The 23,594-nt window shown below is 59.9% G+C and carries 21 protein-coding genes and 1 pseudogene; 18 read left to right on the top strand and 4 right to left on the bottom strand.

Annotated elements, in window-relative coordinates:
* Nucleotides 1–30: 30 nt before the first annotated feature.
* A complete protein-coding gene (locus tag ACP7E0_RS21935; protein WP_426127788.1) occupies nt 31–1,302 on the bottom strand; it encodes a D-tagatose-bisphosphate aldolase, class II, non-catalytic subunit in 1,272 nt (423 codons plus the stop codon).
* 114 nt (nt 1,303–1,416) lie between these two features.
* On the opposite strand from ACP7E0_RS21935, the gene ACP7E0_RS21930 reads away from it, so the two are divergent.
* The 11 genes from ACP7E0_RS21930 to ACP7E0_RS21880 all read left to right on the top strand — a co-directional run bounded on the left by ACP7E0_RS21930 (nt 1,417) and on the right by ACP7E0_RS21880 (nt 12,569).
* A complete protein-coding gene (locus ACP7E0_RS21930) occupies nt 1,417–2,199 on the top strand; it encodes a DeoR/GlpR family DNA-binding transcription regulator (RefSeq protein ID WP_426127787.1) in 783 nt (260 codons plus the stop codon).
* Nucleotides 2,196–3,116: an N-acetylglucosamine kinase gene (locus tag ACP7E0_RS21925; protein ID WP_426127785.1), complete on the top strand. Its 921-nt coding sequence runs from the start codon at nt 2,196–2,198 to the stop codon at nt 3,114–3,116. Before ACP7E0_RS21930 ends, ACP7E0_RS21925 begins: the two co-directional genes overlap by 4 nt.
* 23 nt (nt 3,117–3,139) lie before the next feature.
* A complete protein-coding gene (locus ACP7E0_RS21920; protein WP_426127783.1) occupies nt 3,140–4,390 on the top strand; it encodes an ABC transporter substrate-binding protein in 1,251 nt (416 codons plus the stop codon).
* 1 nt (nt 4,391) lies between these two features.
* Nucleotides 4,392–5,294, top strand: coding sequence for a carbohydrate ABC transporter permease (locus ACP7E0_RS21915; protein WP_426127781.1), 903 nt, complete (start codon nt 4,392–4,394; stop codon nt 5,292–5,294).
* The gene (locus tag ACP7E0_RS21910) at nt 5,294–6,145 is read left to right on the top strand and encodes a carbohydrate ABC transporter permease (protein ID WP_426127779.1); all 852 of its coding nucleotides are present in this window, start codon (nt 5,294–5,296) and stop codon (nt 6,143–6,145) included. Before ACP7E0_RS21915 ends, ACP7E0_RS21910 begins: the two co-directional genes overlap by 1 nt.
* A 12-nt stretch (nt 6,146–6,157) precedes the next feature.
* Nucleotides 6,158–7,102: an SIS domain-containing protein gene (locus tag ACP7E0_RS21905; protein WP_426127777.1), complete on the top strand. Its 945-nt coding sequence runs from the start codon at nt 6,158–6,160 to the stop codon at nt 7,100–7,102.
* Between the two features lie 12 nt (nt 7,103–7,114).
* Nucleotides 7,115–8,434 (top strand): alpha-glucosidase/alpha-galactosidase, encoded by a 1,320-nt coding sequence (locus ACP7E0_RS21900; RefSeq protein ID WP_426127775.1) that lies wholly within the window; start codon nt 7,115–7,117, stop codon nt 8,432–8,434.
* 9 nt (nt 8,435–8,443) lie between these two features.
* Nucleotides 8,444–9,499, top strand: a complete 1,056-nt coding sequence (locus tag ACP7E0_RS21895) for an ABC transporter ATP-binding protein (protein ID WP_426127774.1) — start codon at nt 8,444–8,446, stop codon at nt 9,497–9,499.
* Nucleotides 9,500–9,620: 121 nt separating this feature from the next.
* On the top strand, nt 9,621–10,868 hold the full coding sequence (locus ACP7E0_RS21890) for an ABC transporter substrate-binding protein (protein WP_426127772.1): 1,248 nt from the start codon (nt 9,621–9,623) through the stop codon (nt 10,866–10,868).
* A gap of 1 nt (nt 10,869) precedes the next feature.
* Nucleotides 10,870–11,751: a carbohydrate ABC transporter permease gene (locus ACP7E0_RS21885; protein WP_426127770.1), complete on the top strand. Its 882-nt coding sequence runs from the start codon at nt 10,870–10,872 to the stop codon at nt 11,749–11,751.
* Nucleotides 11,748–12,569, top strand: coding sequence for a carbohydrate ABC transporter permease (locus ACP7E0_RS21880; RefSeq protein WP_426127768.1), 822 nt, complete (start codon nt 11,748–11,750; stop codon nt 12,567–12,569). The genes ACP7E0_RS21885 and ACP7E0_RS21880 overlap by 4 nt, the downstream gene beginning before the upstream one ends.
* 296 nt (nt 12,570–12,865) lie before the next feature.
* Here ACP7E0_RS21880 and ACP7E0_RS21875 read toward each other — a convergent pair.
* Nucleotides 12,866–13,120, bottom strand: a pseudogene (locus ACP7E0_RS21875) (IS110 family transposase); the annotation flags it as partial.
* Nucleotides 13,121–13,756: 636 nt separating this feature from the next.
* Nucleotides 13,757–15,055 carry a histidinol dehydrogenase gene (gene hisD, locus ACP7E0_RS21870; protein WP_426127766.1) on the bottom strand — a complete coding sequence of 433 codons (1,299 nt, stop codon included), beginning with the start codon at nt 15,053–15,055 and terminating at the stop codon, nt 13,757–13,759.
* Between the two features lie 183 nt (nt 15,056–15,238).
* Here hisD and ACP7E0_RS21865 point away from each other — a divergent pair, with 183 nt between their 5' ends.
* The 5 genes from ACP7E0_RS21865 to ACP7E0_RS21845 all read left to right on the top strand — a co-directional run bounded on the left by ACP7E0_RS21865 (nt 15,239) and on the right by ACP7E0_RS21845 (nt 20,076).
* Complete coding sequence (locus ACP7E0_RS21865; protein ID WP_426127764.1) at nt 15,239–15,787, top strand: cupin domain-containing protein; 549 nt, start codon at nt 15,239–15,241, stop codon at nt 15,785–15,787.
* Nucleotides 15,788–15,905: 118 nt separating this feature from the next.
* Nucleotides 15,906–16,946, top strand: coding sequence for an ABC transporter substrate-binding protein (locus ACP7E0_RS21860; RefSeq protein ID WP_426127763.1), 1,041 nt, complete (start codon nt 15,906–15,908; stop codon nt 16,944–16,946).
* 105 nt (nt 16,947–17,051) lie between these two features.
* A complete protein-coding gene (locus ACP7E0_RS21855; protein ID WP_426127980.1) occupies nt 17,052–18,116 on the top strand; it encodes an ABC transporter ATP-binding protein in 1,065 nt (354 codons plus the stop codon).
* On the top strand, nt 18,113–19,294 hold the full coding sequence (locus ACP7E0_RS21850; RefSeq protein WP_426127761.1) for an ABC transporter permease: 1,182 nt from the start codon (nt 18,113–18,115) through the stop codon (nt 19,292–19,294). Before ACP7E0_RS21855 ends, ACP7E0_RS21850 begins: the two co-directional genes overlap by 4 nt.
* Nucleotides 19,291–20,076, top strand: a complete 786-nt coding sequence (locus tag ACP7E0_RS21845; protein ID WP_426127759.1) for an ABC transporter permease — start codon at nt 19,291–19,293, stop codon at nt 20,074–20,076. The genes ACP7E0_RS21850 and ACP7E0_RS21845 overlap by 4 nt, the downstream gene beginning before the upstream one ends.
* 178 nt (nt 20,077–20,254) lie before the next feature.
* Here the strand turns inward: ACP7E0_RS21845 and ACP7E0_RS21840 are convergent, their stop codons facing one another.
* Nucleotides 20,255–21,274: an AraC family transcriptional regulator gene (locus ACP7E0_RS21840; RefSeq protein ID WP_426127757.1), complete on the bottom strand. Its 1,020-nt coding sequence runs from the start codon at nt 21,272–21,274 to the stop codon at nt 20,255–20,257.
* Nucleotides 21,275–21,395: 121 nt separating this feature from the next.
* Here ACP7E0_RS21840 and ACP7E0_RS21835 point away from each other — a divergent pair, with 121 nt between their 5' ends.
* Together ACP7E0_RS21835 and ACP7E0_RS21830 are read left to right on the top strand one after the other, a co-directional pair.
* Complete coding sequence (locus ACP7E0_RS21835; RefSeq protein WP_426127755.1) at nt 21,396–22,274, top strand: SDR family oxidoreductase; 879 nt, start codon at nt 21,396–21,398, stop codon at nt 22,272–22,274.
* Nucleotides 22,275–22,670: 396 nt separating this feature from the next.
* A complete protein-coding gene (locus ACP7E0_RS21830; protein ID WP_426127753.1) occupies nt 22,671–23,513 on the top strand; it encodes an alpha/beta hydrolase in 843 nt (280 codons plus the stop codon).
* Nucleotides 23,514–23,594: the final 81 nt, after the last annotated feature.

Genomic DNA, 23,594 nt, shown 5'->3' with positions numbered 1-23,594 from the left:
TTAACGTGGAAGCCTTGCGGCTGTCCTGATTTACAGATCCATGCGGCCACATGCGGTCGCGTAACGTCGCAGGGTCCGGGATATCGATGATGAGACAAGCGACGAGGCATTAGGCTCCGTCAGGCCTGCCATAACTTCTGGCCAGGCGATGGCGAGATGCTGGCTGATCAGCGTTTCCGGTAGCGGTCTGTCGCCAAGTCGGGCGAAGAGTTCGCGCACGGCTTTCTGTGCGGTTGGATGGCTCCAGTAATAGCGGATGCGGTCGGAATAGCTGTAATGCCGCTGGATGCGCTGCTCGTCCGGTGAGCCCGGATAGTAGTTTGCCCAGTAACCCGGCTCCGCCTGCATCAGGGCTTCCATCGCCGGCTTCAACTGTTGGGTCATATTGTCGAGTTCGGCTGCGATCAGGTCCAGACCGTAGAACGCTTCACGTAACGCAAAGGTCAGTCCTGGCCCGACTTTCAGGATGGAGAAGCCGTCGCGCACGAGAGCGCTGAGTGCCTCCAAAGTCTGATAGTCGGTGGAATGGGCTTCGAAGACGAGGTTCGGCATCCGGGTGAGGCTTGCCGACAGTACCTGGGCGCCTTCCGGCACATAACCGACGACGTTCTGGTTGCCGAATTCGACGCCTGGCTGAACGACCAGTCCGACGACGCGGTCGAAGGCGGCCTGCAGGTTGCGGGCGACAAAGGCGTGGCGGTGGATGTCGACAGTGGTCAGTGCCGCGTCGGGCGAGGTGACCTGCAGGTGTTTCACCTCCTCAAGCGCCCCGCCGGGGACCGGGACTTCCGTGCCTATGATGTAGACCGGTTCCGTTGAACTATGGGCTTCGGCGATGCTGCAGAGATCGGCGGCGCGGGCGGCGGTGGCCTCGTCGTCCAGTGCCAGCGGCTCACCCTTGCAGCCCATAGAGCAATCGAGATGGATCTTCTCGAAACCCGCTTCGGCATAGGCGGCGACCATCTGGCGGGCCTTGTCGAGGGCCTGTTCGGCCGGAAGATTCTTCCAGGGGTTGGGGCCGAGATGATCGCCGCCGAGTATCAGATTGGATCGGTCGAAGCCGGTCTTGTCGGCGATGGTTTCAACGAATGTGCGGAAGCCGGAAGGCGTCATGCCGGTATAGCCGCCATCTTGATTGACCTGATTGCAGGTCGCTTCGATCAGCACCGGCTGTCCCATGGCGCGCGCCAGCGACAGGGCCGCACGGATCACATCCGGATGGGCTGAACATACAGATGTGATGCCGACGTAAGCACCTTCTCGGTGAAGCGCGGGCAGGGATCGAAGCAATTGCGTGGACATGAAGCTCTCCCGATATAGATTTCTGAAAACGATCAATAACGATCAAAAATATGATTGACAATGATTCTTTTGTTGGCAATCTTTGTGACAGGTTGAACGAAAAGATTGCACGACATGAAAAACGATCGCGCCCAGGCCATTCGCCAATACCTGTTTTCGAACGGCTCTTCGCCGATCGCCAACATTGCCCAGGCAGTCGGCGCTTCGGTGCCGACCTTGCGGCGCGATCTTGCTGAACTGGAAGAGCAGGGTGTCATCCTGCGCACCCATGGCGGCGCGCGGCTGGCGGAGGAATTTCAGGTCGAAGTGGCGTTCGAGCAGCGCGAGTCACAGTCGCTGGCTGCCAAGCGCGCGATCGGCGATCTCGCCTATGATATGCTGCAGCCCGGCTCCTCGATCTTCCTCGATTCCGGCACGACAGTGCTGCAGCTTGCACGTCGCATCCGTGTTAATCCGATCCCGTTGAACGTGTTCACCAATTGCCTACCGGCGGCGCAGATGCTGATCGATGTCGAGGGCGTCAAGGTGACGGTTCTCGGCGGTCAGTTGCGCAAGGAAAATTCCTCGATGGTCGGTCCGCTGGCCGAGGAAATGCTACAGCGCCTGTGGTTTCGTCAGTTGTTTCTCGGCGCGGGCGCCATTGCCGAGGATGGTTACCTCAGTTCGCTTGATGAGAATGAGGCGCGGCTTAATTCGGTGATGCTGGCACGCTCCGAGCAGCGCATCCTGCTTGCCGATTGCGGCAAGTTCGGTCAGCGGCTGACCTACCGTGTCGCCCCGCTCAGTGACCTGCACACCGTCGTCACCGATGACGCGATGTCGGCGGAATGGGTCGAGCGGATCGAGACGATGGGTGTGTCGGTGCGGCAGGCCGAACAGCTAGGCGGCGTGCGATGAGCGTTGTCCTCGGGCTCGATTCCGGTGGTACCAAGACGCTGGCCGCGATCGCGGATCGGGACGGTCGTGTGTTGCGACAATGGAGCGGCCCCGGTTTCGATCCTATGGCCGGCGACCAGTGGGTCGACCATCTGCGAACGGTCGCGGATGTTCTGGGTGAAGGACAGTCGATTGCCGCGGTTGTTCTAGGGCTTCCTCTCCATGGCGAGGTCGACGCGATCAGCGAGCGGCAGCGTGCCGTGGCGGCGTCGATCTTCAATTGCCCACAGCTCGTGCTGAACGATGTCGAGGTTGCCTGTGATGGCGCATTTGCTGGAGAAGACGGTGTGCTCGTACTCGCTGGTACCGGCAGCATGGCCTGGGCCAAGGTCGCCGGCAAAAGTTTTCGGTCCGGCGGTTGGGGCGATGTTTTCGGAGACGAGGGGTCGGCCTACTGGATTGGCCGGCAGGCTCTGTCCATGGCGACGCAGGCGCTCGATTGCCGTCGCGAGGCACCCGAATTTGCGAGCGCGATTCTCGCTGCTTGCGGGGTGGATGAAACGCAGCTGATCGGCTGGGCCTATGACCAGGACAATGCACGGGCCGGATTTGCCGATTTGGCGCGCGCGGTCGATGCGCTGGCCGATGCGGGCGATGCAAAAGCCATCGAAATTCTCAAGGAGGCCGCCGGCTTTCTGGCGGATCTGGGATTTGCCGCCCGTCGCACCTTCGGTCAGCCGTCACTCGCCTGGTCCCATGCCGGCAGCGTCTTTCGCTCGCGGCTGATCAGGCAGGAGCTGGAACAACGGCTCGGGCCACCGGTAGCGCCGAGACTTCCACCCGTCGGGGGAGCGCTCTGGCGAGCCGCAGAACTGGCGGACTGGCCGGTCGATGCCGGGTTTATCCAATCCATCGCCGCATACTTAGAAAATCAATAAGCAAAAACAGGAGAACAGCTGAAATGAAACGTCGCACCTTGCTATCCGCCGCGCTTGCGCTCGGCCTCACCACCGCATTTACCCCCGTCATGGCCGTTGCCGCCGAGGCGCTTCCCGTGCTTCTGCCGCCATGGGTCACGCTCCCCAAGGAGATGACCGACAAATACACCGCCAAGACTAGCGGCACGCTCGATATCCAGACGCTCGGCTGGGACGAGATCCGCACCAAGATCGTCACCTCGATGATGGCCGCCAAGGCGCCGGCCTCGGCGACGGAAATGGACTGGTCCTGGGTTGGCCAGTTCGGCAGCGCCGGCTGGTATGACGATCTTTCGGGCATCCTGACCGACGAGATGAAGGCTGATCTGCCGACCACCTCGATCTTTACCTTCGACGGGAAGCTGATCGGCGTTCCCTACAACAACGATTTCCGCGTGATGATCTACAACAAGGGCCATCTGGCCAAGGCCGGCATTGCGGCGGCACCGACCACGCCGGATGAGCTGCTGGCTGCAGCCAATGCGATCAAGGAAAAGGGCGTCGTCGAGCATCCCATCGGCCTGCCGCTTTCGGCTACCGAAGGGTCGGCGACCGCCTGGTACCTGCTGACCAAGGCGTTTGGCGGTGACCTGTTCGATGCCGATCTGAAGCCGCTGTTCGTCGATCCCGAAAGCGCCGGTTACAAGGCGATGGCTTTCGAGGTCGCCGCCCTCAAGGACGGCCTGATCGATCCGGCCGCCACCTCGCTCAAGGATGTCGAAATCCAGGAACTGTTCAAGTCGGGCAAGATCACTTTCGATATTGCCGGCTGGGCCGGAAACCTCGCTGTCTACACGGACGCCTCCAAGTCGCAAGTTTCTGCCGATGCGGCAGCAGCCCTCGTTCCGAATGTCAACGGCAAGTCGCGGACCATCGGCCTGCCGGGCGCGCTCGGTGTTCCGGTCTCGGCCGACGAAAAGGAAACGGCGCATGCCTTCATCAACTGGATGCTCGATACCGACACGATGATCGACAACTACACCAAGCTCGGCAACCTACCGACGCGCCTGTCGGTTCTCAAGCAGCTGAACGACGAGGGCAAGCTCAAGCAGGGCGACGTGCTGATCGAGCAGGCCGGCGTTGTCGAGCCGCTGTTTGCCGGCGGCACGCCCGGCTGGTATCCGGAATTTTCCGGTGCCGTCGCGACCAATCTGAACGCAGCGGCCAAGGGCCAGATCTCTGTGGATGACGCCGTCAAGGCGATCGCTGCCGCGGCCGAAGAAGCGCAGCAGTAACATGACATCCAGCTTCATATCGAAGCGCGCCTTCCTGGGACGGGAGGCGCGGCTGGGGCTGTGGCTTTCCGCCCCCATCATCCTGATCATGGGCGGGCTAGTTATCTTGCCCCTGATCGTCACCATCATCGACAGCTTCTTCCGCGTCGAGCCGATGAAGATGGGAACGCCGTTCGTCGGCCTTCGCAACTACATCGCCCTGATGACCGATCCGAACGTACTGCAGAGCTGGACCAACACACTGGTCTATGTGGTGATTTCCGTCACCATCGAAACGCTGGGCGGTCTTGCTGCCGCCTTGCTGCTCAATCGTTCCGGCAGCGCGCGCCGCTGGCTGCTCGCCATCGTCATCTTACCCTGGTGCCTGCCGCCGGTGGTCAACGCGATCATCTGGTTGTGGATCTACAATCCAAGCTACGGCCTGCTAAACGGCCTGTTGCAATCCGTCGGTCTGATCTCGGAAAACCAGGTCTGGTTCAACGACCGCTTCACAGGACTTGTACTGGTCTCGGTCGTGCATGCGTGGCGCATGATGCCGCTCACCGCGATCATTCTGCTTGCGGCGCTGCAATCCATTCCGTCCACGCTGTATGAGGCCGCAAGGCTTGATGGGGCGACACCCTGGCGGCAGTTCTCGCTGATTACCCTGCCGTTGATATCAAGCGGTCTCGCCATCGCGCTCAGCCAGTCCACAGTCTTCGCCTTCAATCTGTTCGATGAAGCGTGGATCCTCAACGGCAGCTCGATGGATACGCGCAGCATCATGGTTCAGGTCTACATGATGGCCTTCCAGAACCTGAAATTCTCGCTCGGCATGGCCCTGTCGATCCTGGCGATGATCGCATCGCTGGCGGTCTCGGCGCTCTACGTCCTGCGCGTCTACAAAGAGACGAGGTTCGACTGATGCGGCGGCTTGGTTTCTATCTCGGTTGCACTCTTCTGATCCTCTGGTCGCTCGGTCCGGTCTACTGGTCGCTGGTGACGTCGCTGACGCCGCCGAACGCGCTGGTCAGCGATCAGCTGCATCTCTGGCCACAGCAGATTACGCTGGAGCACTACGGCAAGCTGTTCGGCGCGACATCGACCAGCCAGGGCAATGAAGTGCAGTCGGTCTGGCCGCAGTTTTCGCGCGCTTTGTTCAACAGCGTGCTGACCTCGCTTCTGGCCACGGTGGTGACGGTGGTGATCGCCGCCTTCGGCGCCTGGGCCTTTGTCCGCCTGCGCTTTCCCGGTCGCGACACGATGTTCGTGCTGATCGTCGCGACGCTCGGCGTGCCGGCCTATACGGTGATGATCCCGCTCTACCGGATCATGATCGGGGCAGGGCTGGTCGATACCTATCTTGGCGTGACGCTCATCTATGTCTCCGCCTTCCTCCCGCTGGCTCTGTGGCTGATGCGCAGTGTCTATCAGGCCATGCCGCTGTCGCTGGAAGAAGCGGCTTGGCTCGATGGGGCATCCAAGCTTTACACGCTGGTGCACATCGTCCTGCCGCTTGCCGGCCCCGGCCTGATGGCGACGGCGATCCTGACATTTCTCTCGGCGTGGGGCCAGTTCATGGTGCCGCTGGTCTTCTCGCCAACCCTGAGCACCAAGCCGCTGACGGTGCTCATCCCCGAATTCGTAACCCGCAACTATGTGGATTACGGCCTCATGAACGCGGCCGGGATGGTGGCGATCGTACCGCCCGCCCTGCTGGTGCTCTTCCTCAATCGCTTCCTCGTGCAGGGCCTGATGGCCGGTGCGAGCAAATAAAGGACTGCAGACATGAATCTGACCGAAAAAGTCATCAAGGAACAATTCCCCTTCTGGGAAAAGGCGCTCGTCCAGTCGCTGCCGGAAGTCTCGGCCAAGACCGTCGTCGTGACGGGCTGCGGCACGTCCTTCTATCTCGCCCAGACGATCGCGGTCGCCTTCAACCAGAATGGCCAGTCGGCCGTCGCGGTGCCGGGTGCGGAATGGGCGGTGCGTCCGGGTGACTATGTCGTCGATCTCTCCGATGTCTGCGTCATCGGGATTTCCCGCTCCGGCACAACGACGGAAACCGTCCAGGCGGTCGCGGCATCCCGCAAGGCCGGCATGAAGACCATCGCCATTTCCTGCGAACCGGACACGACCATTCTCACGGCCGCCGATATCGCCGTCTACCTGCCGACCCATGGCGAGGAAGGCATCGTCATGACGGTATCGGCCTCGCTGATGCTGCTGGCCGGCCTGCGCATGGCCGGCGTCAAGCTCGGCTCGGTCGCCGAGGCACAGGCAGCGCTTGTTGCTGCCGAAGCCGCGGTTCCGCTGATCAGGGATCGCACCCATTACGTCTATCTCGGCGCTGGCCCGCTTTACGGCATGGCGACCGAGGGCTGCCTAAAGCTGCAGGAAATGTCGATCACCTTCAGCCAGGCTTTTCATCCGCTGGAATATCGCCATGGGCCGATCAGCCTGATCGACAGCCAGTCTGTCGTTGTCATCCTCTATTCGCCGGAGACGCTGGAGGACGAGGCAAAGGTCGCGCGTGAAGTGCAGGCCTTGGGCGCGCATGTCATCGGTCTCGGCGGTCCCGGCGATCTGTCGATCCCGCTGTCGCAGACCAGCCCGGCCCGCGCGCTCGAACTTTTGCCCGCGCTGCAGATCATCGGCGAGCGCGTCGCCAACCAGAAGAACATGGACACGGCCCAGCCGCGCCATCTGAACAAAGTCGTCGTTCTCCAGTAAGAGGAACTGGCAATGGCCAAGATCTGCCTGATTGGTGCCGGCAGCACCGTTTTTGCCCAGAACATCCTATCCGATGTGCTGTCGAACCCCGATCTCGCCGACAGCGAGATCGCCCTGATGGATATCGACGCCGAGCGGCTGTCGACCTCGGAAATCATGGCGCGGCGAATCGGCGATACGCTGGGATTGAAGGATTTGAAAATCGCCTCCTTCACCGATCGCCGCGCGGCGCTGAAGGGTTCCGATTTCGTCATCCTGATGATGCAGGTCGGAGGCTACAAGCCGGCGACGGTGACGGATTTCGACGTGCCGAAGGAATTCGGCCTGCGCCAGACGATCGCCGACACGCTCGGCATCGGCGGCATCTTCCGGGCGTTGCGCACCATTCCGGTGATATTCGACATCGCCCGCGACATGCGCGACTTCTGCCCCGATGCGCTGATGATGAACTACGTCAACCCGATGGCGATGAATTCCTGGGCGATGGCGGAAGCCTTTCCGGATATCCGCTATGTCGGCCTCTGCCATTCGGTGCAGGACACGTCGAACTATCTCGCCCGCTCGCTCGGTGAGGATATCGCCGATATCGATTTTCGCTGCGCCGGCCTCAACCATGTGGCCTTCTTCACCAAGTTCGAGAAGCGCCACAAGGACGGGCGCCGCGAGGATCTCTGTCCCCGGCTGCGCGCCAAGGCGGAGAGCGGCGATTATGACCGGGACGACGCGGTGCGCTGGGAGACGATGAAGCATTTCGGCCATTTCGTCACCGAAAGCTCGATTCATTTCAGCGAATATACGCCCTGGTTCATCAAGCGTGGTCGCGCGGATCTGCTGGCGAAATACCAGCTGCCGCTCGACGAATACATCACACGCTGCGAGGAGCAGATTGCTGACTGGCATATCCTGCGCAAGGATCTGGAGGATGCCGGCAAGCCGCTCGAGGTCTGCCGCTCCAACGAATATGCTTCCGCCATCATCCACGGCATGGTGACCGGCACGAACTACCTGATCTACGGCAATGTTCGGAACGACGGCCTGATCGACAACCTGCCGGCCAATGCGGCGGTCGAGGTGCCCTGCCATGTCGATCGCAACGGCATCCAGCCGGTTCGCGTCGGTTCGGTGCCGCCGCAGCTTGCCGGCATCATGCGCATGTCGCTCAACGTCCAGGAACTGACCGTGCAGGCGGCGCTCACCGGCCGTCGCGATCACATCTATCACGCCGCAGCCCTCGATCCGCATACCGGCGCTGAACTCTCGCTCGATGAAATCCGCGCCCTCTGCGACAAGCTGATCGCCGCCCACGGCAATTACTTGCCGGCCTATCACTAAGGAAAACCCATGGCTCAGGTATCACTCGACAATCTGGTCAAGGCTTATGCCAACGTGCAAGTGATGCACGGCATCAGCTTCGATGTCGCCGACGGCGAGTTCGTCGCGCTGGTCGGTCCGTCCGGCTGCGGCAAGTCGACCCTCCTGCGAATGATCGCGGGGCTGGAGGAAATCTCTGGCGGTACGATCTCCATCTCCGGCCGCGTCGTCAACGACGTCGAGCCGAAGGAGCGCGATCTGGCGATGGTGTTCCAGAATTACGCGCTCTATCCGCATATGACGGTGCGCGACAATATGGGCTTCTCGCTGAAGCTGCGCAACGCGCCGAAGGCGGAGATCGAGACGCGCGTTCGCGAGGCGGCCGGCATTCTCGGCCTTGTCGATTATCTCGACCGGATGCCGAAGCAGCTGTCTGGCGGCCAGCGCCAGCGCGTCGCCATGGGCCGGGCGATCGTGCGCCAGCCCGCGGTCTTCCTCTTCGATGAGCCGCTATCCAACCTCGATGCCTCGTTGCGGGTGCAGATGCGGGCCGAAATTCGCGCTTTGCATGACCGCCTCGGCTCGACCTCGATTTTCGTCACGCATGACCAGGTGGAAGCCATGACCATGGCCGACCGGATCGTCGTGTTGCGGTTCGGACGGCTGGAGCAGGCCGGCGCGCCGCTGGAACTCTATGACAGGCCCGCTAATGCCTTTGTTGCTGGCTTCATCGGCTCACCGGCAATGAACCTGATAAAGGGGGAAGCAGCCAATGGGTCGATCCGGCTGTCGCCGAACCTCTCGGTGTCCTCGCCGGTCGCGGCCACAGGTCCGGTCATCTGGGGCGTGCGTCCGGAACATCTCGATCTCGTTCCTGCAGAAGCTTCGGGTGCCATCAACCTTCGGGTGACCGCCGTCGAAAGCACTGGTCACGCGACCTTCGTGATGGGCGAGAGCGACGGGATCGCCATGACGGCGCTGTTCACGGACCGGCCAAGCCTCGTCCGGGGCGATGTCATTCACCTCAAGCCGCGTGCGGACAAGCAGCATCTGTTCGAGGCGGAAAGCGGCAACCGCATCGGCTGACACGAGATTGCGGGTTCAAGTCACAAGAACAGGCGAACCGGCAGAACACAGGAACGATAAACATCCCGGCATCGCCCAGAGGAAAAGGGCCGTCGCGCGGGACAAAGAAGAGGGTAACGCAATGAAATTATTGTATGGCACCGTTCTTTCCCTGCTGTTGTCGGCGCCAGTCAGCTGGGCCGATACAGAGATCACCTATCAGTTCTGGGGCAGCCCGCAGGAGGTCGAGGCATGGAACGCCGTCGCCCGCTCCTTCGAGGCCGAACACCCCGGAATCAAGGTCAATGTCGAGGCGTCCGACTGGGACAGCTATTGGGAAAAGCTTAAGGTCAAGATGGCGGGCGGCACGCCGCCGGATGTCTTCGCCATGGATGCGCCGCTCTACAAGGACTGGCAATCGCGCGGCGTTCTGCTCAACCTGCAGCCCTATCTCGACAAGGAAAAAGGCATTCTCGACGGCGTCTATCCGATCACGCTGAAGGCCTATGAAACGCCCGAGGGGTATTTCGGGCTGCCGCGCGACTTCCAGACGATCGTGCTCTACTACAACAAGGACATGTTCGACGCGGCCGGCGTCGCTTATCCCATCGACAGCTGGACCTGGGACGACCTGCGAGCCAACGCCGCCAAGCTGACGCTCGACAAGAACGGTGACGGCAAGACCGACCAGTGGGGTTTCTGGGCAGAAGCCTACGACATGGAGCCGCTCTGGGGCGCGCTGGTCTGGGCCTTCGGCGGCGATGCCGTCGATCCGTCGGCCGGCAAGACGCTGATTTCGTCTCCCGAAGCGACGGCCGCCTTCCAGTTCCTCTCCGACATGTGGCTGACCGACAAGTCGCTGCCGACGCAGTTGCAACTGCAGCAATACGGAACCGACGGCTTCTATGCGGGGATCGCGGCGATGGGGGTTTCCGGTCACTGGACGGTGCCGGACTATAGTCCGCTTGCTTTCAAATGGGATATCGCGCCGATGCCGAAAGGACCGGCGGGCCGCGCAACCTCGGTCAATTCGGCCGGCTTCGTGATAGCCAAAGGCAGCAAGCATCCCGACGAGGCGTGGGCTTTTGTGAAATATGCCTTCGGCGAAAAGGGCCAGACGGAGCTTGCCAAGATCGGGCTTGCGATCCCGGTGCGTCAGGCGATCGCCGAAAGCCCCGCCTACCTGCAGCAGGCGACCAAGATCGACCATTCGCTGTTCGTCAAGGCGCTCGACTATGCCAAGCCGAAGCCCGTCTTCAAGGGATATGAGGAATGGTCGAGCGCGGTCGGCGATGCACTAACGATGATCTGGTTGGGTGAGATGGAGGTGGCCGACGGGCTTGCCGAGGCGGTCGCCAACGGCGACGACGTGCTCGCCCGGAACAAGTAACATGGGTTCGCTCCGGCCGATGGGATCGGAACGCTGGTGGGTGCTGGCGTTCCTCCTGCCGACGCTCGCCGGGCTCTTGCTGGCGAGTTTCGGCTCGATCCTGGCGACGCTCGCTCTCAGTTTCACCGACTGGGACCCGCTGACGCCGCCGGTTTCGGCTGGCCTGAGCAATTACGCCGACCTGCCGTCGGATCGCCTGTTCATGAAGGCGCTGTGGAACACACTCGCTTTCGCGGCGCTCTACGTTCCCCTGACGGTGATCCTGTCGATGCTCATCGCGATGGGGCTCAATCGTCCGATCAACGGCATCGGTTGGTTCCGAGTCATGTTCTTCCTGCCGGCCGTCTGCTCGCCGACGGCGACAGGCCTTCTGTGGCAATGGATCTATGCGCCGGATAGCGGCGTGCTCAACGCCGGACTGTCGCTGGTCGGAGCGGACTCCGTCAATTGGTTGGGGCCGCGCATGGCGCTCTATTCCGTCGTCATCGTCAATGTCTGGGGTGCGATCGGCAGCGGCATGATCATCTTTCTCGCCGGGCTGCAGGCGATCCCGAAGGAATTCTACGAGGTGACGCGGCTCGATGGCGCCACCGCCTGGCAGCGGCTGCGCTTCGTGACGCTGCCGGCACTTGCGCCGAGCATCTTCTTCCAAGGTGTGCTGACGACCATCAATGCCTTCCAGGCCTTCGATTACATCTTCGTGCTGACCCGCAGCGGTAACGGCAATTCCACCATGCCGACGCTGGTCTTCTCCATCTATCGCAACGGCTTCCGCTTCTTCCGCATGGGAGACGCCGCCGCGCAGGCGATCCTTCTGACGGCGATGATCATGCTTCTGACCCTTATCTATTTCCGTATCGAAACGAAATGGGGCGAGCAATGACGCGCATGCGCCGAAACGACTGGGCCGCGTTTCTCGCTCTCTGCCTCGGGGCGCTCGCGATGTTCGGGCCGTTCATCTGGCTGCTTTCGACCAGCCTCAAGCCGATGGCGGAACAGTTCGACATGCGGCTTTTGCCGCAGCAGCCGACGCTTGGCAATTATACCCGCCTGTTCGAGATCATGCCTTTCCATCTGATGATCTGGAACAGCCTGAAAATCTCGCTGATCTCGACGCTCGGCCAGTTGCTGACCTGCTCCATGGCAGCCTTCATGTTCGCCATCGTCCGCTTTCCCGGGCGCAACCTCCTGTTTGCGCTGCTGCTCGTCACGCTGATGGTGCCCGCGCAGGTGACTGCGATCCCGCAATTCATCATCTTCAAGACGCTTGGCCTGTACGGCACGCAGGCGCCGCTCTACATCCCGTCTTTCCTCGGCGGCGCCTTCGGAACCTTCCTGATGCGGCAATATTTCCGCACCATTCCGCTGGAACTTGCCGAAGCCGCCCGAATGGATGGCGCCTCGCTGGCGCGCATCTTCTTCACGATCTATCTTCCGCTCGCCAAGCCGGCGCTCGCGGCCTTCGCCATCATCGCCTTCATGGTCTCCTGGAACGACCTGTTCTCGGCGCTAATTTATCTGCCGTCCGATGTCGACAAGACGACGCTGACGGTCGGGCTGGCACTGTTTCAGCAGCAATATTCCGGCCGCTGGACCCTCATGATGGCAGCCTCGGTCATCTCAATGGCGCCGGTCGTCATCGCATTCTTCATGGCGCAGAAGTATTTCATCTCTGGCATGGCGATGACCGGAATGAAGTGACGGGCTGTATTTCGGCGTGGAATATTGCTCTGACTCATATGTGGAACGGCCCGGTTGGCAGGGGTTTTCAGCGCAAATCGCCTGCGGACAGTGCAGTCATATGTCCGGCCTGTGAGCGCGGTGATTGAGCGCTGGCCACGATGAGATCCGCGAAGTCGATCGCCTAATCAATTTTGCGCGCTTAAAGGCGCAGTGAGTCAGACGGTTTGATCAACATCGAAGTATCGCCCCTCGGGTTCATCACGCTTCGTACCTTGCCGCTTGATCCCGACGCAGAGACGCCGGGAATCCTGTTCCTACGCCGTTGCCGTTGCCGTTGCCATCGCCGGCGCTTGGTATATGCTGCCCTTAACCAGGATCGCCCATATTGTGCGGGCCATCTTGTTGGCCAGCGCCACCGCTGCCACCTTGTGTGGGCGACGTGCCATTAATGATACCACCCAACCGGGCAACTTTGAACCTCTGCGAGCCTGTTTCAGGATCGACGTCGCGCCGACAATCAGTAGCGTTCGTAACTGCTTGTTTCCGCGCTTCGAGATCTTGCCAAGCCGCTCCTCCCTCTGCTGGAGTTGCTCATCGGGCTATTTCCCTCTTTGGAAACCAGCAAGGCAGCATCGTCACAATTGCATCAAAACTGATGGTGTGGAACGGCCCTTCGCACCGGCATCCAAGATGCCTATCGTGGCGACGCCAATCGCCACACGACAGGAGGAACCGTTCCATGGAGAAGATTATCACAATCGGACTGGATTTGGCCAAGTCGGTCTTTCAGACGCCATAACTAAAGGCGGGCACCTCGCTGTCCGCCGTGATGATCAGCCTTGGGCTTACTTCCGAATTTTATTGGCGGTATGGAGGATCCGACAGCTTCGCGTGACGATATCATGGTTATTGCCGGCTCGCTGGTCAGGCCGAAGCATTATCGGCCGTCACAGGCCACGGGGTTGAGCAGTTAAATTGCGGCCCTTAAGGGGCGGTTTCCAAGGAAAGTGGAATTCGCAGGAACCTAAACTTAAAATCCGTTCGCCTTGCCCCATGACGGGTCCGCCTAACGGCGGGCCTCCGTACTTCCTCAAATCGATCAATCGTATTTCGGTCTTCTCAACTCTTGCGCGGACCATGGAGCCAAAAAAATGCCGCTAGAAACTCTAGCGGCATTTAATGAAGATGTTTTTGGGATGATCAGATCACTCTGCGGCGAACTGCTGCGGGCTAAGGCGCAACGCAGCGGCGCGGCGATGGCCTTCCAGTTTTTCAGTCGCGCTCTGGCGCACGGCTGCCGGTGCTACCGCAGCAACGCCACGCTCGTCGAGCCACTGGTGAGTAGCAATTTTGACGTACGAGCCAACCCAGAGGCCACCAGTGTACCGGCCAGCTCCCATCGTAGGCAGGGTATGGTTCGTACCGCAGCACTTGTCTGAATAGACCACACTCGCCAGTTCACCGATAAAGATCGAACCGTAATTGCGGAGCTTCTTGGCGGTTGCCTGGGGATCACGCGTGTGTACCTGAAGATGCTCAGTCGCGATGTAGTCAGAGTAGGCGATCATCGTCTCTTCATCATCAACGATTGTGACCTCGCCATAATGCTTCCACGCAACGCTGGCGACCGGAGCGGTAGACAAGGTTTCGAGTTGCTTTTCGATTTCCTTGATCGTCTCTTCTCCAAGTTTGCGGTCGGTCGTAACCAGTCCTACACGGGTACGGACGTCATGCTCTGCCTGAGCCAGCATATCGGTCGCGAGGGTTGCAGGGTTGGCGGTCTCGTCGGCGATGATGAATATTTCGCTTGGGCCTGCCAGCTGATCGATACCGACCTGTCCGAACACCTGACGCTTTGCTTCATTCACGAAGGCATTGCCTGGGCCGACGATCTTGTCGACAGCAGGAATAGTCTTAGTACCGTAGGCCATTGCAGCAATGGCCTGGGCTCCACCGACTCGGAAGATTCGGTCTGCACCAGCAAGGTGGCAGCCAGCGATCATTGCAGGATGGGCATTTGGCGGTAGGCAAGCGATGACCTGGTCACAACCAGCAACCTTGGCTGGGACAATCGTCATGACCGGTGCGGAGAGAAGGGGATAGCGACCACCGGGAACATAGCAGCCGACGATTTCAATAGGGATTACTCGATGACCGAGGTGGAGGCCTGGAAGCGCCTCGATCTCCAGCGGAAGAATCGTGCCGAGCTGAGCTTCGGCAAAACGACGTACGTTTGCGATGGCGAACTCGGTGTCTTCTCGGGTCTGCGGATCGAGATCGGCAATGGCCTTGAGCTTCTCTTCTTCTGTAACCTCGAAATTCGCTACATCAGCCTTGTCGAAGGCAATTGAATATTCACGAACGGCAGCGTCGCCACGTTCGCGGACATTCGCGATGATGTCCTTAACTGTTTTTTCGACCGGGGCCGTATCAGAGACTGCGTCTCGGGTCGGTTTCTTGATCTGGATAAATTTGCCTTTCAGCGCATCGAGACGAGACGTCATCAAAACCTCCTGTGTGGGATCATCGTCCTGAGCATCTTCTAAGGTTCGCTTTCCGGCAATTGCCCACAAACCACTCGTTCATTATAATCACCGCTTCCATTAGTGTTAGCTTGCTTCCGGTGTCCCGTTTGGGATGAGGGTGTCATTGTTAGTTGATCGCTTGATAGAGGATGCAGCAGGTACATGCCAAAAATTGGAAGCAAGCTTCGTGAGTTGCGCCGACGCCGAGACCTTGGAGTTCGGGAGCTTGCGACCCGTTCGGGCATTTCCCATTCAACAATTTCGCTAATTGAGCGAGATAAAATGAGCCCTTCGGTCGACACTTTGGGCGCTGTCTTGGATGCGTTAGGAACAACCCTCCCTGGCTTCTTCTCAGACCTCCAATCAAGCCTCCCGTACTCACCCTTTTATACTGCTGCAGACTTGGTTGAGATTGGAAAGGTTGACACAATTTCGTATCGGGTCGTCGGCCTAGATCATCCTAACCGTCAACTGCTGATGTTGCATGAGCGCTACGCGCCTGGCGCAGACACGGGTGAGGAGTTTACACATGCGGCGCAAGAAGCTGGCATGGTGCTGTCCGGAATGGTTGAGATCACCGTAGGAAACCAGAAAAAGGTATTGAAGCCTGGGGATGGGTATTATTTCGACAGCCGCCTACCGCATCGTTTTCGCAATGTTCACGATGGCCAAAGTGAGATCCTCAGCGCAATTACGCCACCAACATATTAAGCCAGCGCGGAGCGCCCAAGTCTGGTGATTATAGTGACCAGGGTGGTTGGCCCCGCTTCCCAAAATTATGAAACGTGCTTTCCTATTGCCCGGTCGATAACACTAAGGGGAACGTCCAATGAATATCTTCAAAGCTACTATCGTTGTGTCCACCGTCCTGATGGCAGGCGGTATTAGTGCCCAGGCACGTGATTTGACAGTTGTGTCTTGGGGCGGCAATTTCCAAGATGCTCAGCGCAAAATTTTCTTTGAACCCTTCGCAGCCGAGATTGGTAAGCCGGTTCTCGATGAAAGCTGGGATGGTGGTTATGGCGTTCTGCAGGCCAAGGTGAAGGCAGGCGTTCCGAACTGGGATGTCGTCGAAGTTGAAGCAGAAGAATTGGCCCTCGGATGCGCCGACGGCATTTATGAGAAGCTCGACTGGGACAAGCTCGGTGGTAAGAACGCTTATCTTCCCGCTGCTGTCAGCGATTGCGGCATCGGCAACATTGTTTGGTCAACGGGCCTGTCGTATGACGGCGAAAAGCTGGCCGAAGGCCCCAAGACCTGGGCAGACTTTTGGGATACCCAGAAATTTCCTGGCAAGCGTGGTCTGCGCAAGGGCCCGAAATACGCTCTCGAATTTGCTCTGATGGCCGACGGCGTTCCGGCCGACCAGGTCTACGAAGTTCTGAGCGGTGAGGGGGGAGTCGATCGCGCATTTAAAAAGCTTGATGAACTAAAGGCGGACATCATTTGGTGGGACGCTGGCGCACAGCCACTCCAGCTTCTATCTTCCGGCCAGGTCGTTATGACCTCCGCCTACAATGGCCGTATCAGTGGTATCAATCGTACCGAGGGTAAGAAGTTTGGCTTCGTTTTCCCGGGCAGCGTCTACGCCATTGACAGCTGGGTCATCCTAAAGGACAGCCCGAACAAAGACGCTGCGATGGACTTCATTGCTTACACCAGTAAGGCTGAAAATCAGGCTAAGCTTCCGGAGTTTATTGCTTACGGCCTCCCGAACCTCGGCGCGACGAAGCTGGTTCCTGAGAAGTTCCAGAAAGAATTGCCGACTACTGAAGAAAATATCAGCGGTGCTATCGCGCTCGATGTGGACTTCTGGACCGACAACTCGGAAGAGCTGACGCAGCGGTTCAACGCCTGGCTCGCCCAGTAACGCCAGCGTTTTCACGCCCCAATATCCGTTGCTCAAACTGGGCAACGGAACGTCCCTCGGATGTGAGAGGGGTAGGTTGCGTCATTCAAACAAACGTAGGTCATGATGCGCGACGCGTTTATTAAATTTGACAAGGTCAGCAAAGCCTTCGGCATTATGACCGTCGTTGACAATCTCGATCTGTCCATCGCCAAGGGTGAATTTGTCAGCATGTTGGGCCCGTCTGGCTCCGGCAAAACGACCCTCCTCATGATGCTTGCGGGGTTTGAGAACCCAACGAGCGGTGCCATTTCCGTCGGTGGAAAGCGCGTAGATGCCTTGCCTCCCCATAAACGGAACATGGGCGTTGTATTCCAGAACTATGCATTGTTTCCTCATATGTCTGTTGTGGACAACGTTGCTTTCCCCCTCAAGATGCGAGGCGCTTCTCGGAGCGAAATCGTTGAGCGGGTGACCAAGGTCCTCGACATGGTTCAGCTGGGCTCATTTCACGAGCGTCGGCCAATCCAATTGTCAGGTGGCCAACAGCAGCGTGTCGCGCTGGCTCGTGCTCTCGTCTTTGAACCGGAGGTCGTCCTGATGGACGAGCCACTGGGTGCTCTCGACAAAAAGCTGCGCGAGCAGATGCAATTGGACATTCGCGACATTCATCGTCGCTTGGGTCTCACCATCGTTTTCGTGACCCATGACCAAACCGAGGCCCTGACGATGTCGGACCGGATCGCGATCTTCAATCACGGTAAAATCGAGCAGATCGGTGGCCCGTCTGATATTTATGATCGCCCCAAGACCCAGTTCGTCGCCGAGTTCATCGGCGAAACCAACTTGCTCAGCGGCAAGGTAATCTCATGTTCCAACGGGTTGCTTAACGTCACATTAGATGGTGGCCAAGCAATCAAGGTGCGCTCTGACGGCGGCCTGGAGCCTGGAAAGCACGTAAAAGTCTCTGTTCGGCCGGAACGTATGGAGATTGGTCCATCCGCCGAAAGGCAGAATGAGCTGAAGGTCCGGGTGACCGACATTATTTACCACGGTGATCACCTTCAAGTGCAGGTAGACGCAGGAGGCCGCTCCATCGTGATCAAGGCCACACGAAAGGCAATGACACCCGAAATAGGGCAGGAGATCGTTGCATCGTTCAGCCCCGAACAGTGCTGGATCGTTTCATGACCCAGCAACGGTGGCTCTCCAAACGTATCAAGTCGTTCGCGCTGATCGCGCCACTCGCTATTTTCCTGGTTTTTTTCTTCATGGCTCCGCTTCTCACCATGATGAAAACAGCGGTCTCTGATCCGGTCGCGTCAAGCGTTCTGCCAACTGTGTCGGAGGCACTGGAGGGGTGGGATCGCTCAAGCACTCCGCCAGCGGCGGCACAAAAGGCTTTTGCCAATGATATTCGCAATGTCGCCGATGACGAGCTTTTCGGTGATTTGGTGCGTCGCTTGAACAGTGCGAAGTCTGGTTTCCGCACCTTGATGACGAAGACGCGCAATGCCGTCACTGAGGATCAGGGGCTTACCGATCTGGTATCTGTCGACAAGCGGTGGAGCGATCCCGCATTCTGGATAGCAATACAAGATGCGGCTGGTTCACCGCTCACGGACAGAAACCTATTGGCGGCCGTCGATTTGGAGCGCGATGCAGGCGGCTTCATTGTGAATGCGCCCGAAGGAACTTCGGCCAACCGTACCACGCTTATTCGAACCATGATTATGGCTGGCGTCGTGACCCTTTGCTGCATCGCCGTTGGTCTTCCATTTGCGATGGTCGCCGCATCAACGACCGGTTGGAAACGCCAGCTTCTTCTTGGAGCCGTGCTTCTCCCCCTCTGGACATCGCTTTTGGTGCGTACCGCTGCCTGGTACATTATTCTTCAAGACAATGGCCTAATTAATTCAACGCTTCAAACACTTGGTATAACAGACGGTCCCGTGCCTTTGATCTTCAACAGGCTCGGTGTTGTGATTGCGATGACCCATGTGTTGCTCCCGTTTATGGTGCTGCCTATCTTCAGTGTCCTCATCGGCATTCCAAAAAATTTGATGCCTGCTGCTGCATCACTCGGCGCACCGCCTATCAGGGCTTTCTTATCGGTACTGCTTCCGCTTAGCCTTCGAGGTGTTGTTTCTGGAGCGCTGCTCGTCTTTATGAGCGCTCTTGGCTATTACATCACGCCTGCGCTCATCGGCGGCGCTAAGGATCAGATGATCAGCTCGGTGATCGCGTACTATGCGACCGGAGCCGCGAACTGGGGTATGGCCGGGGCTCTCGGTATCGTTCTTCTTGCCGCGACCATGATCCTCTATGTCGTCTACCTACGCCTATCTTCTGAGGAGGTTCGCGCATGAGAACGCTTCCCATCACCAAGGCAGTCTTTGGAACAGCAGGCGTCATCTTCCTGATGGCCCCCTTGTTCGCAATCCTTCCTCTGGCGTTCACGGACAGCATCTTCCTGAACTACCCGATCCCGGGATACTCGCTCCGGTGGTTCCGCGAATTGTTTACCGCCGATGCCTGGCGTCGGTCGATTATGAACAGTCTGCTCATTGGCACTGGTACAACCGTGCTCGCGACTATCTTTGGTACGGTCGCTGCACTCGGACTTCGCGGAAACTCTGCAGGGCTTCTTTTCAGTTTCTTTCGAACAATGTTTTTGCTGCCAATGGTCGTCCCGGCCGTAGTTCTTGGCGTCGGTATGCAGCTGATGTTCGCCCAATACGGCCTCGCGAACTCCTATTTGGGTGTCATCATTGCCCACACGGTCATCGCAATCCCGTTCGTAGTCGTCAACGTCACTGCCGCACTACAGGGAATTGATCGCCGCCTGGAAAACGCGGCGGCTAGTCTTGGGGCCTCACCATTAGTAGTTCTCCAAAGGGTCACGTTGCCATTGGCAATGCCAGGCGTCGTTTCTGGTGCAGTGTTCGCTTTCGCCACTTCGCTCGACGAGGTTGTGCTGACGCTTTTTGTTGCCGGTCCCGCTCAACGAACTGTAGCGCGTCAAATGTTCTCGACAATTCGAGAAAATATCAGTCCGGCAATCGCGGCCGCAGCATTCCTCTTCATTGTAGGGACGGTGCTCATCGCGGGGTTGGTACTACTCGCGCAAAAGAAAACTCAGAGAGCGTGAAACAGCGCAAAAAGAATGGCGAAGCGTAATGGTGTATCAGAGTTAAAGTTGTAAGTGGCTCAGTTCCACGTGGAAACCAACAACATGGGCCTGCTGTCGCTCGACATCGGCGAAAACCGCCGTCTGCTCGGCCAGTATCCGCCGGAAACCGAAGCCGATGTCTCAATCGCCCATAACGCTATCGAGGTTCATACGCCTGCGCTGGCTGCACGAAATGTTCAACGGCCGCATGTTCCGCAAAATCAAGGACGTCTACTCGCCGACCTGCCGGTGGTTGGTGCAACTCGGTCGTGTTCTGTCCTTTTACCTGCCGTCGAGGCGAATGGCCCATGACGCGCTTGAAAGCCGTACTGAAGGCTGCCTCAGACCGATAGCCGACCGACCAAGCGACGGTCGAAACCGACACCCCCGGTTTAGTTAGACGGTCGGCAGCGAGGGTCATGCGCCAGCGCGCGAGATAGTCCATCGGCGGTTCTCCTACCGCCTCCCGGAAGCGCAGGGCGAAGATCGAGCGCGACATCCCAGCGCATTCAGCAAGCAACTGTAAGGTCCAGCGCCGGGCAGGATCGGCGTGGAATGCGGCCATCGCAGCACTAACCCGCCGATCCGCCAGCGCGAAGAGCCATCCAACGCCTCCCCGCACACCCTCGTCCAGGTGTCGTCGAAGCGCCTGAATAAGTACCATGTGTGCGAGGTGCTCTGCCACAAGAAGGCTGCCCGGCCGCTGGTCGCGCAGTTCCTCTGCCATCCGTTCGATCGACCATCGTAAGGCCGAGTGGCCCTGTCCGTCTTGAACGTGAACGACCGGCGGCAGCAGGTCGAGAAGCAAAGCTGCCTGCCGACCGGCGAGTGTAAACCGGCTGCTTACGAGGAACGCCGCACCACCGCCATTGCAGGTGGCGACGCCGTCGCGCGCAGATGAGAATATCAAACTGGCGTCCTGGGACGGCAGGCGCAGGTCGCTGGCAAGGCGGAACGGGCGTCCGGTCGGAAGCAAGAAGCAGTCTCCCGCTTCGAGCCGAACCGGGACGGTCTCCCCGTCGACCGCTAGCCAGCAGGCACCTGAGGAAACCGCTCCGCACTTGATGCCGTCCTCCTGATCTGGGAACCGGACTGACCAGTCTCCTCCCGCGTCGAGGCACGCGGAAATAGTACTGCGAGGTCGGAGCAATGAGAGGATGTCGGACAAGGGATCCATGAAAGTTTCCGGACGATCGCAAAAGACATCCGGACTGTAGCGCATAGATTGTGCGTTCCGCTTCCCCTAAATGTTAAAGCGGCCGGTCGATGATGATCGAATTCTGAAAGAGGTCATAGTCATGCGCATCTTTGTCACCGGAGCCACGGGCTTCATCGGCTCAGCCGTCGTTCAGGAACTTCTCGGCACCGGGCATAGGGTTCTCGGCCTCGCTCGGAGCGACGCTGCGGCGGCCAAGCTCGCCCAGGCGGGCGCGCAGGTGCACCGCGGTGCGCTCGACGACCTCGACAGCCTTGCGGCCGGCGCGCGCGATACGGACGGAGTGGTCCACCTCGCCTTTATCCACGATTTCTCGCAGTACGAGGCCAACGCCGAAACCGACCGCCTGGCCACCGCAGCACTCGCCGAGGCGCTGGTCGATACGGGCAAGCCGCTGGTGGTGACGTCCGGTACCGCGGTGCTGGCGACGGGCCGAGTGGGGGTAGAAACGGACCCGCCTACCACGCAGACCCGTGCCAAGTCCGAATTGGTGCTGGCCTGGGCGGACCGGGGTGTGCGGGTTAGCGCGGTGCGCCTGGCACCCAGCGTTCATAGCAAGGGTGACATGGCCTTTGTGCCGATGATGATCCGCATCGCCCGTGACAAAGGCGTTTCGGCCTATGTCGGCGACGGTCAGAACCGTTGGCCGGCGGTTCACCGGTCCGACGCCGCGCGGCTGTTCCGCCTGGCACTGGAGAAGGGCGCGGCTGGTGCGCGGTTCCATGGTGTTGCGGAGGAGGGCATCCCGGTGCGTGCCATCGCCGAGGCGATCGGCGCCGGGCTGGGCGTGCCCGTCCGGTCCGTCACCCCAGACGAGGCGGTCGCGCACTTCGGCTGGCTTGCGGGCTTCGCGGGCCTCGACGCGCCCGCGTCTAGCGTGATCACCCGCTCTGCACTCGGGTGGGTGCCTACCGGACCCGAGCTCATTACTGACATGCGCGAGAACGGCTACTTCGCCTGATGTGACCCTGACCCAATGCCCGGTCGACATCGGCCGATACCTGTACGTGGTCGCGCCGCCCGGATGACATGGGCCGGGGCCTGCCCATCCCACGACGAACGGAGACACCATGACCGCCAAGATCTCACCCCCCGGCTTTTGGGGGCTGCTTCGCACCTCCACCCTCGCGGCGGGGATCGCAGCCCTTGTCGCGGGAGGTGCGGTAGCGCAGGAAACCGGTAGCCCGGACGCTGCGGCGCTTGCAGCTCAGCAAAGCACAGCAAACGCCGAAGCCGGTCCCCGGCAGGTTCCGGGCCGGGTCGTGCCCGTGCCCACCGGCGTCAGCACCGCCGCGCAGGCCTTGATCGCTGCACCATACTCGCTGTTCTGGGCCGCCACAGGCAGGACGCCTGAGGAATGGCGCGCGATAGAGCCACTGCGGCCGAGCCGCGGTTCGCCGACCTGCGCACGGCGCTTGGCGTGACGATGGAGGAGTCGAGGATCGGCGGCGTGCCGGTGCTGATCCTCACGCCCAAAGCGATCCCCAAGGGCCAGGCTGGACAAACGGTGTTGAACTTCCACGGCGGGGGTTACGTTTATGGCTCCGGCGCGGCAGGCACCTATGAGGCTGCGCTGATGGCGGCCTACGGGGGCTACCGCGTGATCGCGGTAAACTACCGGGTGCCCCCCTACGCGCCCTACCCCGCCGCGGTGGACGACGCAGAAGCGGTCTGGCGCGCGCTGATCAAAGACGGCGCAGACCCTGCGACCATCGCTGTGACAGGCACCTCGGCGGGCGGCGGGCTGGCGCCCGCGATGCTTCTGCGACTGAAGGACGGAGGGCTGCCCCAGCCCGGTGCGTTGATCGCCAACACGCCCTGGGCCGACTTGACGGGATCGGGCGACAGCTACCGCGCAAACGAATGGCTCGACAACGTGGTGGTCAGCTACAACGGCTACCTTGACGATGCTGCGCGGCTTTATGCCGGAGCTGCGGACCTTGCCGATCCCGGTGTCTCGCCGCTGTTCGGCGACCTCGCGGGGCTGCCGCCAACACTGCTCATCTCCGGCACGCGCGATCTATTCCTCAGCGACTCCGTCCGCGTCCAACGCAAGCTCCGGCAGGCCGGCGTAGTTGCCGACCTTCAGCTTTTCGAGGGGTTCTCGCACGCGCAGTACCTGTTCGATCCGGTTGCGCCGGAGACCGTCGAGATGTTCGGTGAGATCACGGCGTTTCTCGACGCGCAACTCGGCAGTTGAATGAAACCCGCGCCCATTCTCACGCGGTTTGGCCGCCCGCGACGCCTCAACGGCGACACAATCGTGAAGGGCTTTTGAAAC

The organism is Pararhizobium sp. PWRC1-1 (genome assembly GCF_049897905.1).
In the GTDB taxonomy this organism is placed as follows: domain Bacteria; phylum Pseudomonadota; class Alphaproteobacteria; order Rhizobiales; family Rhizobiaceae; genus Pararhizobium.
The sequence above is the reverse complement of the archived record's forward strand: the minus strand, read 5'-3'. Positions and strand labels throughout refer to the sequence as shown.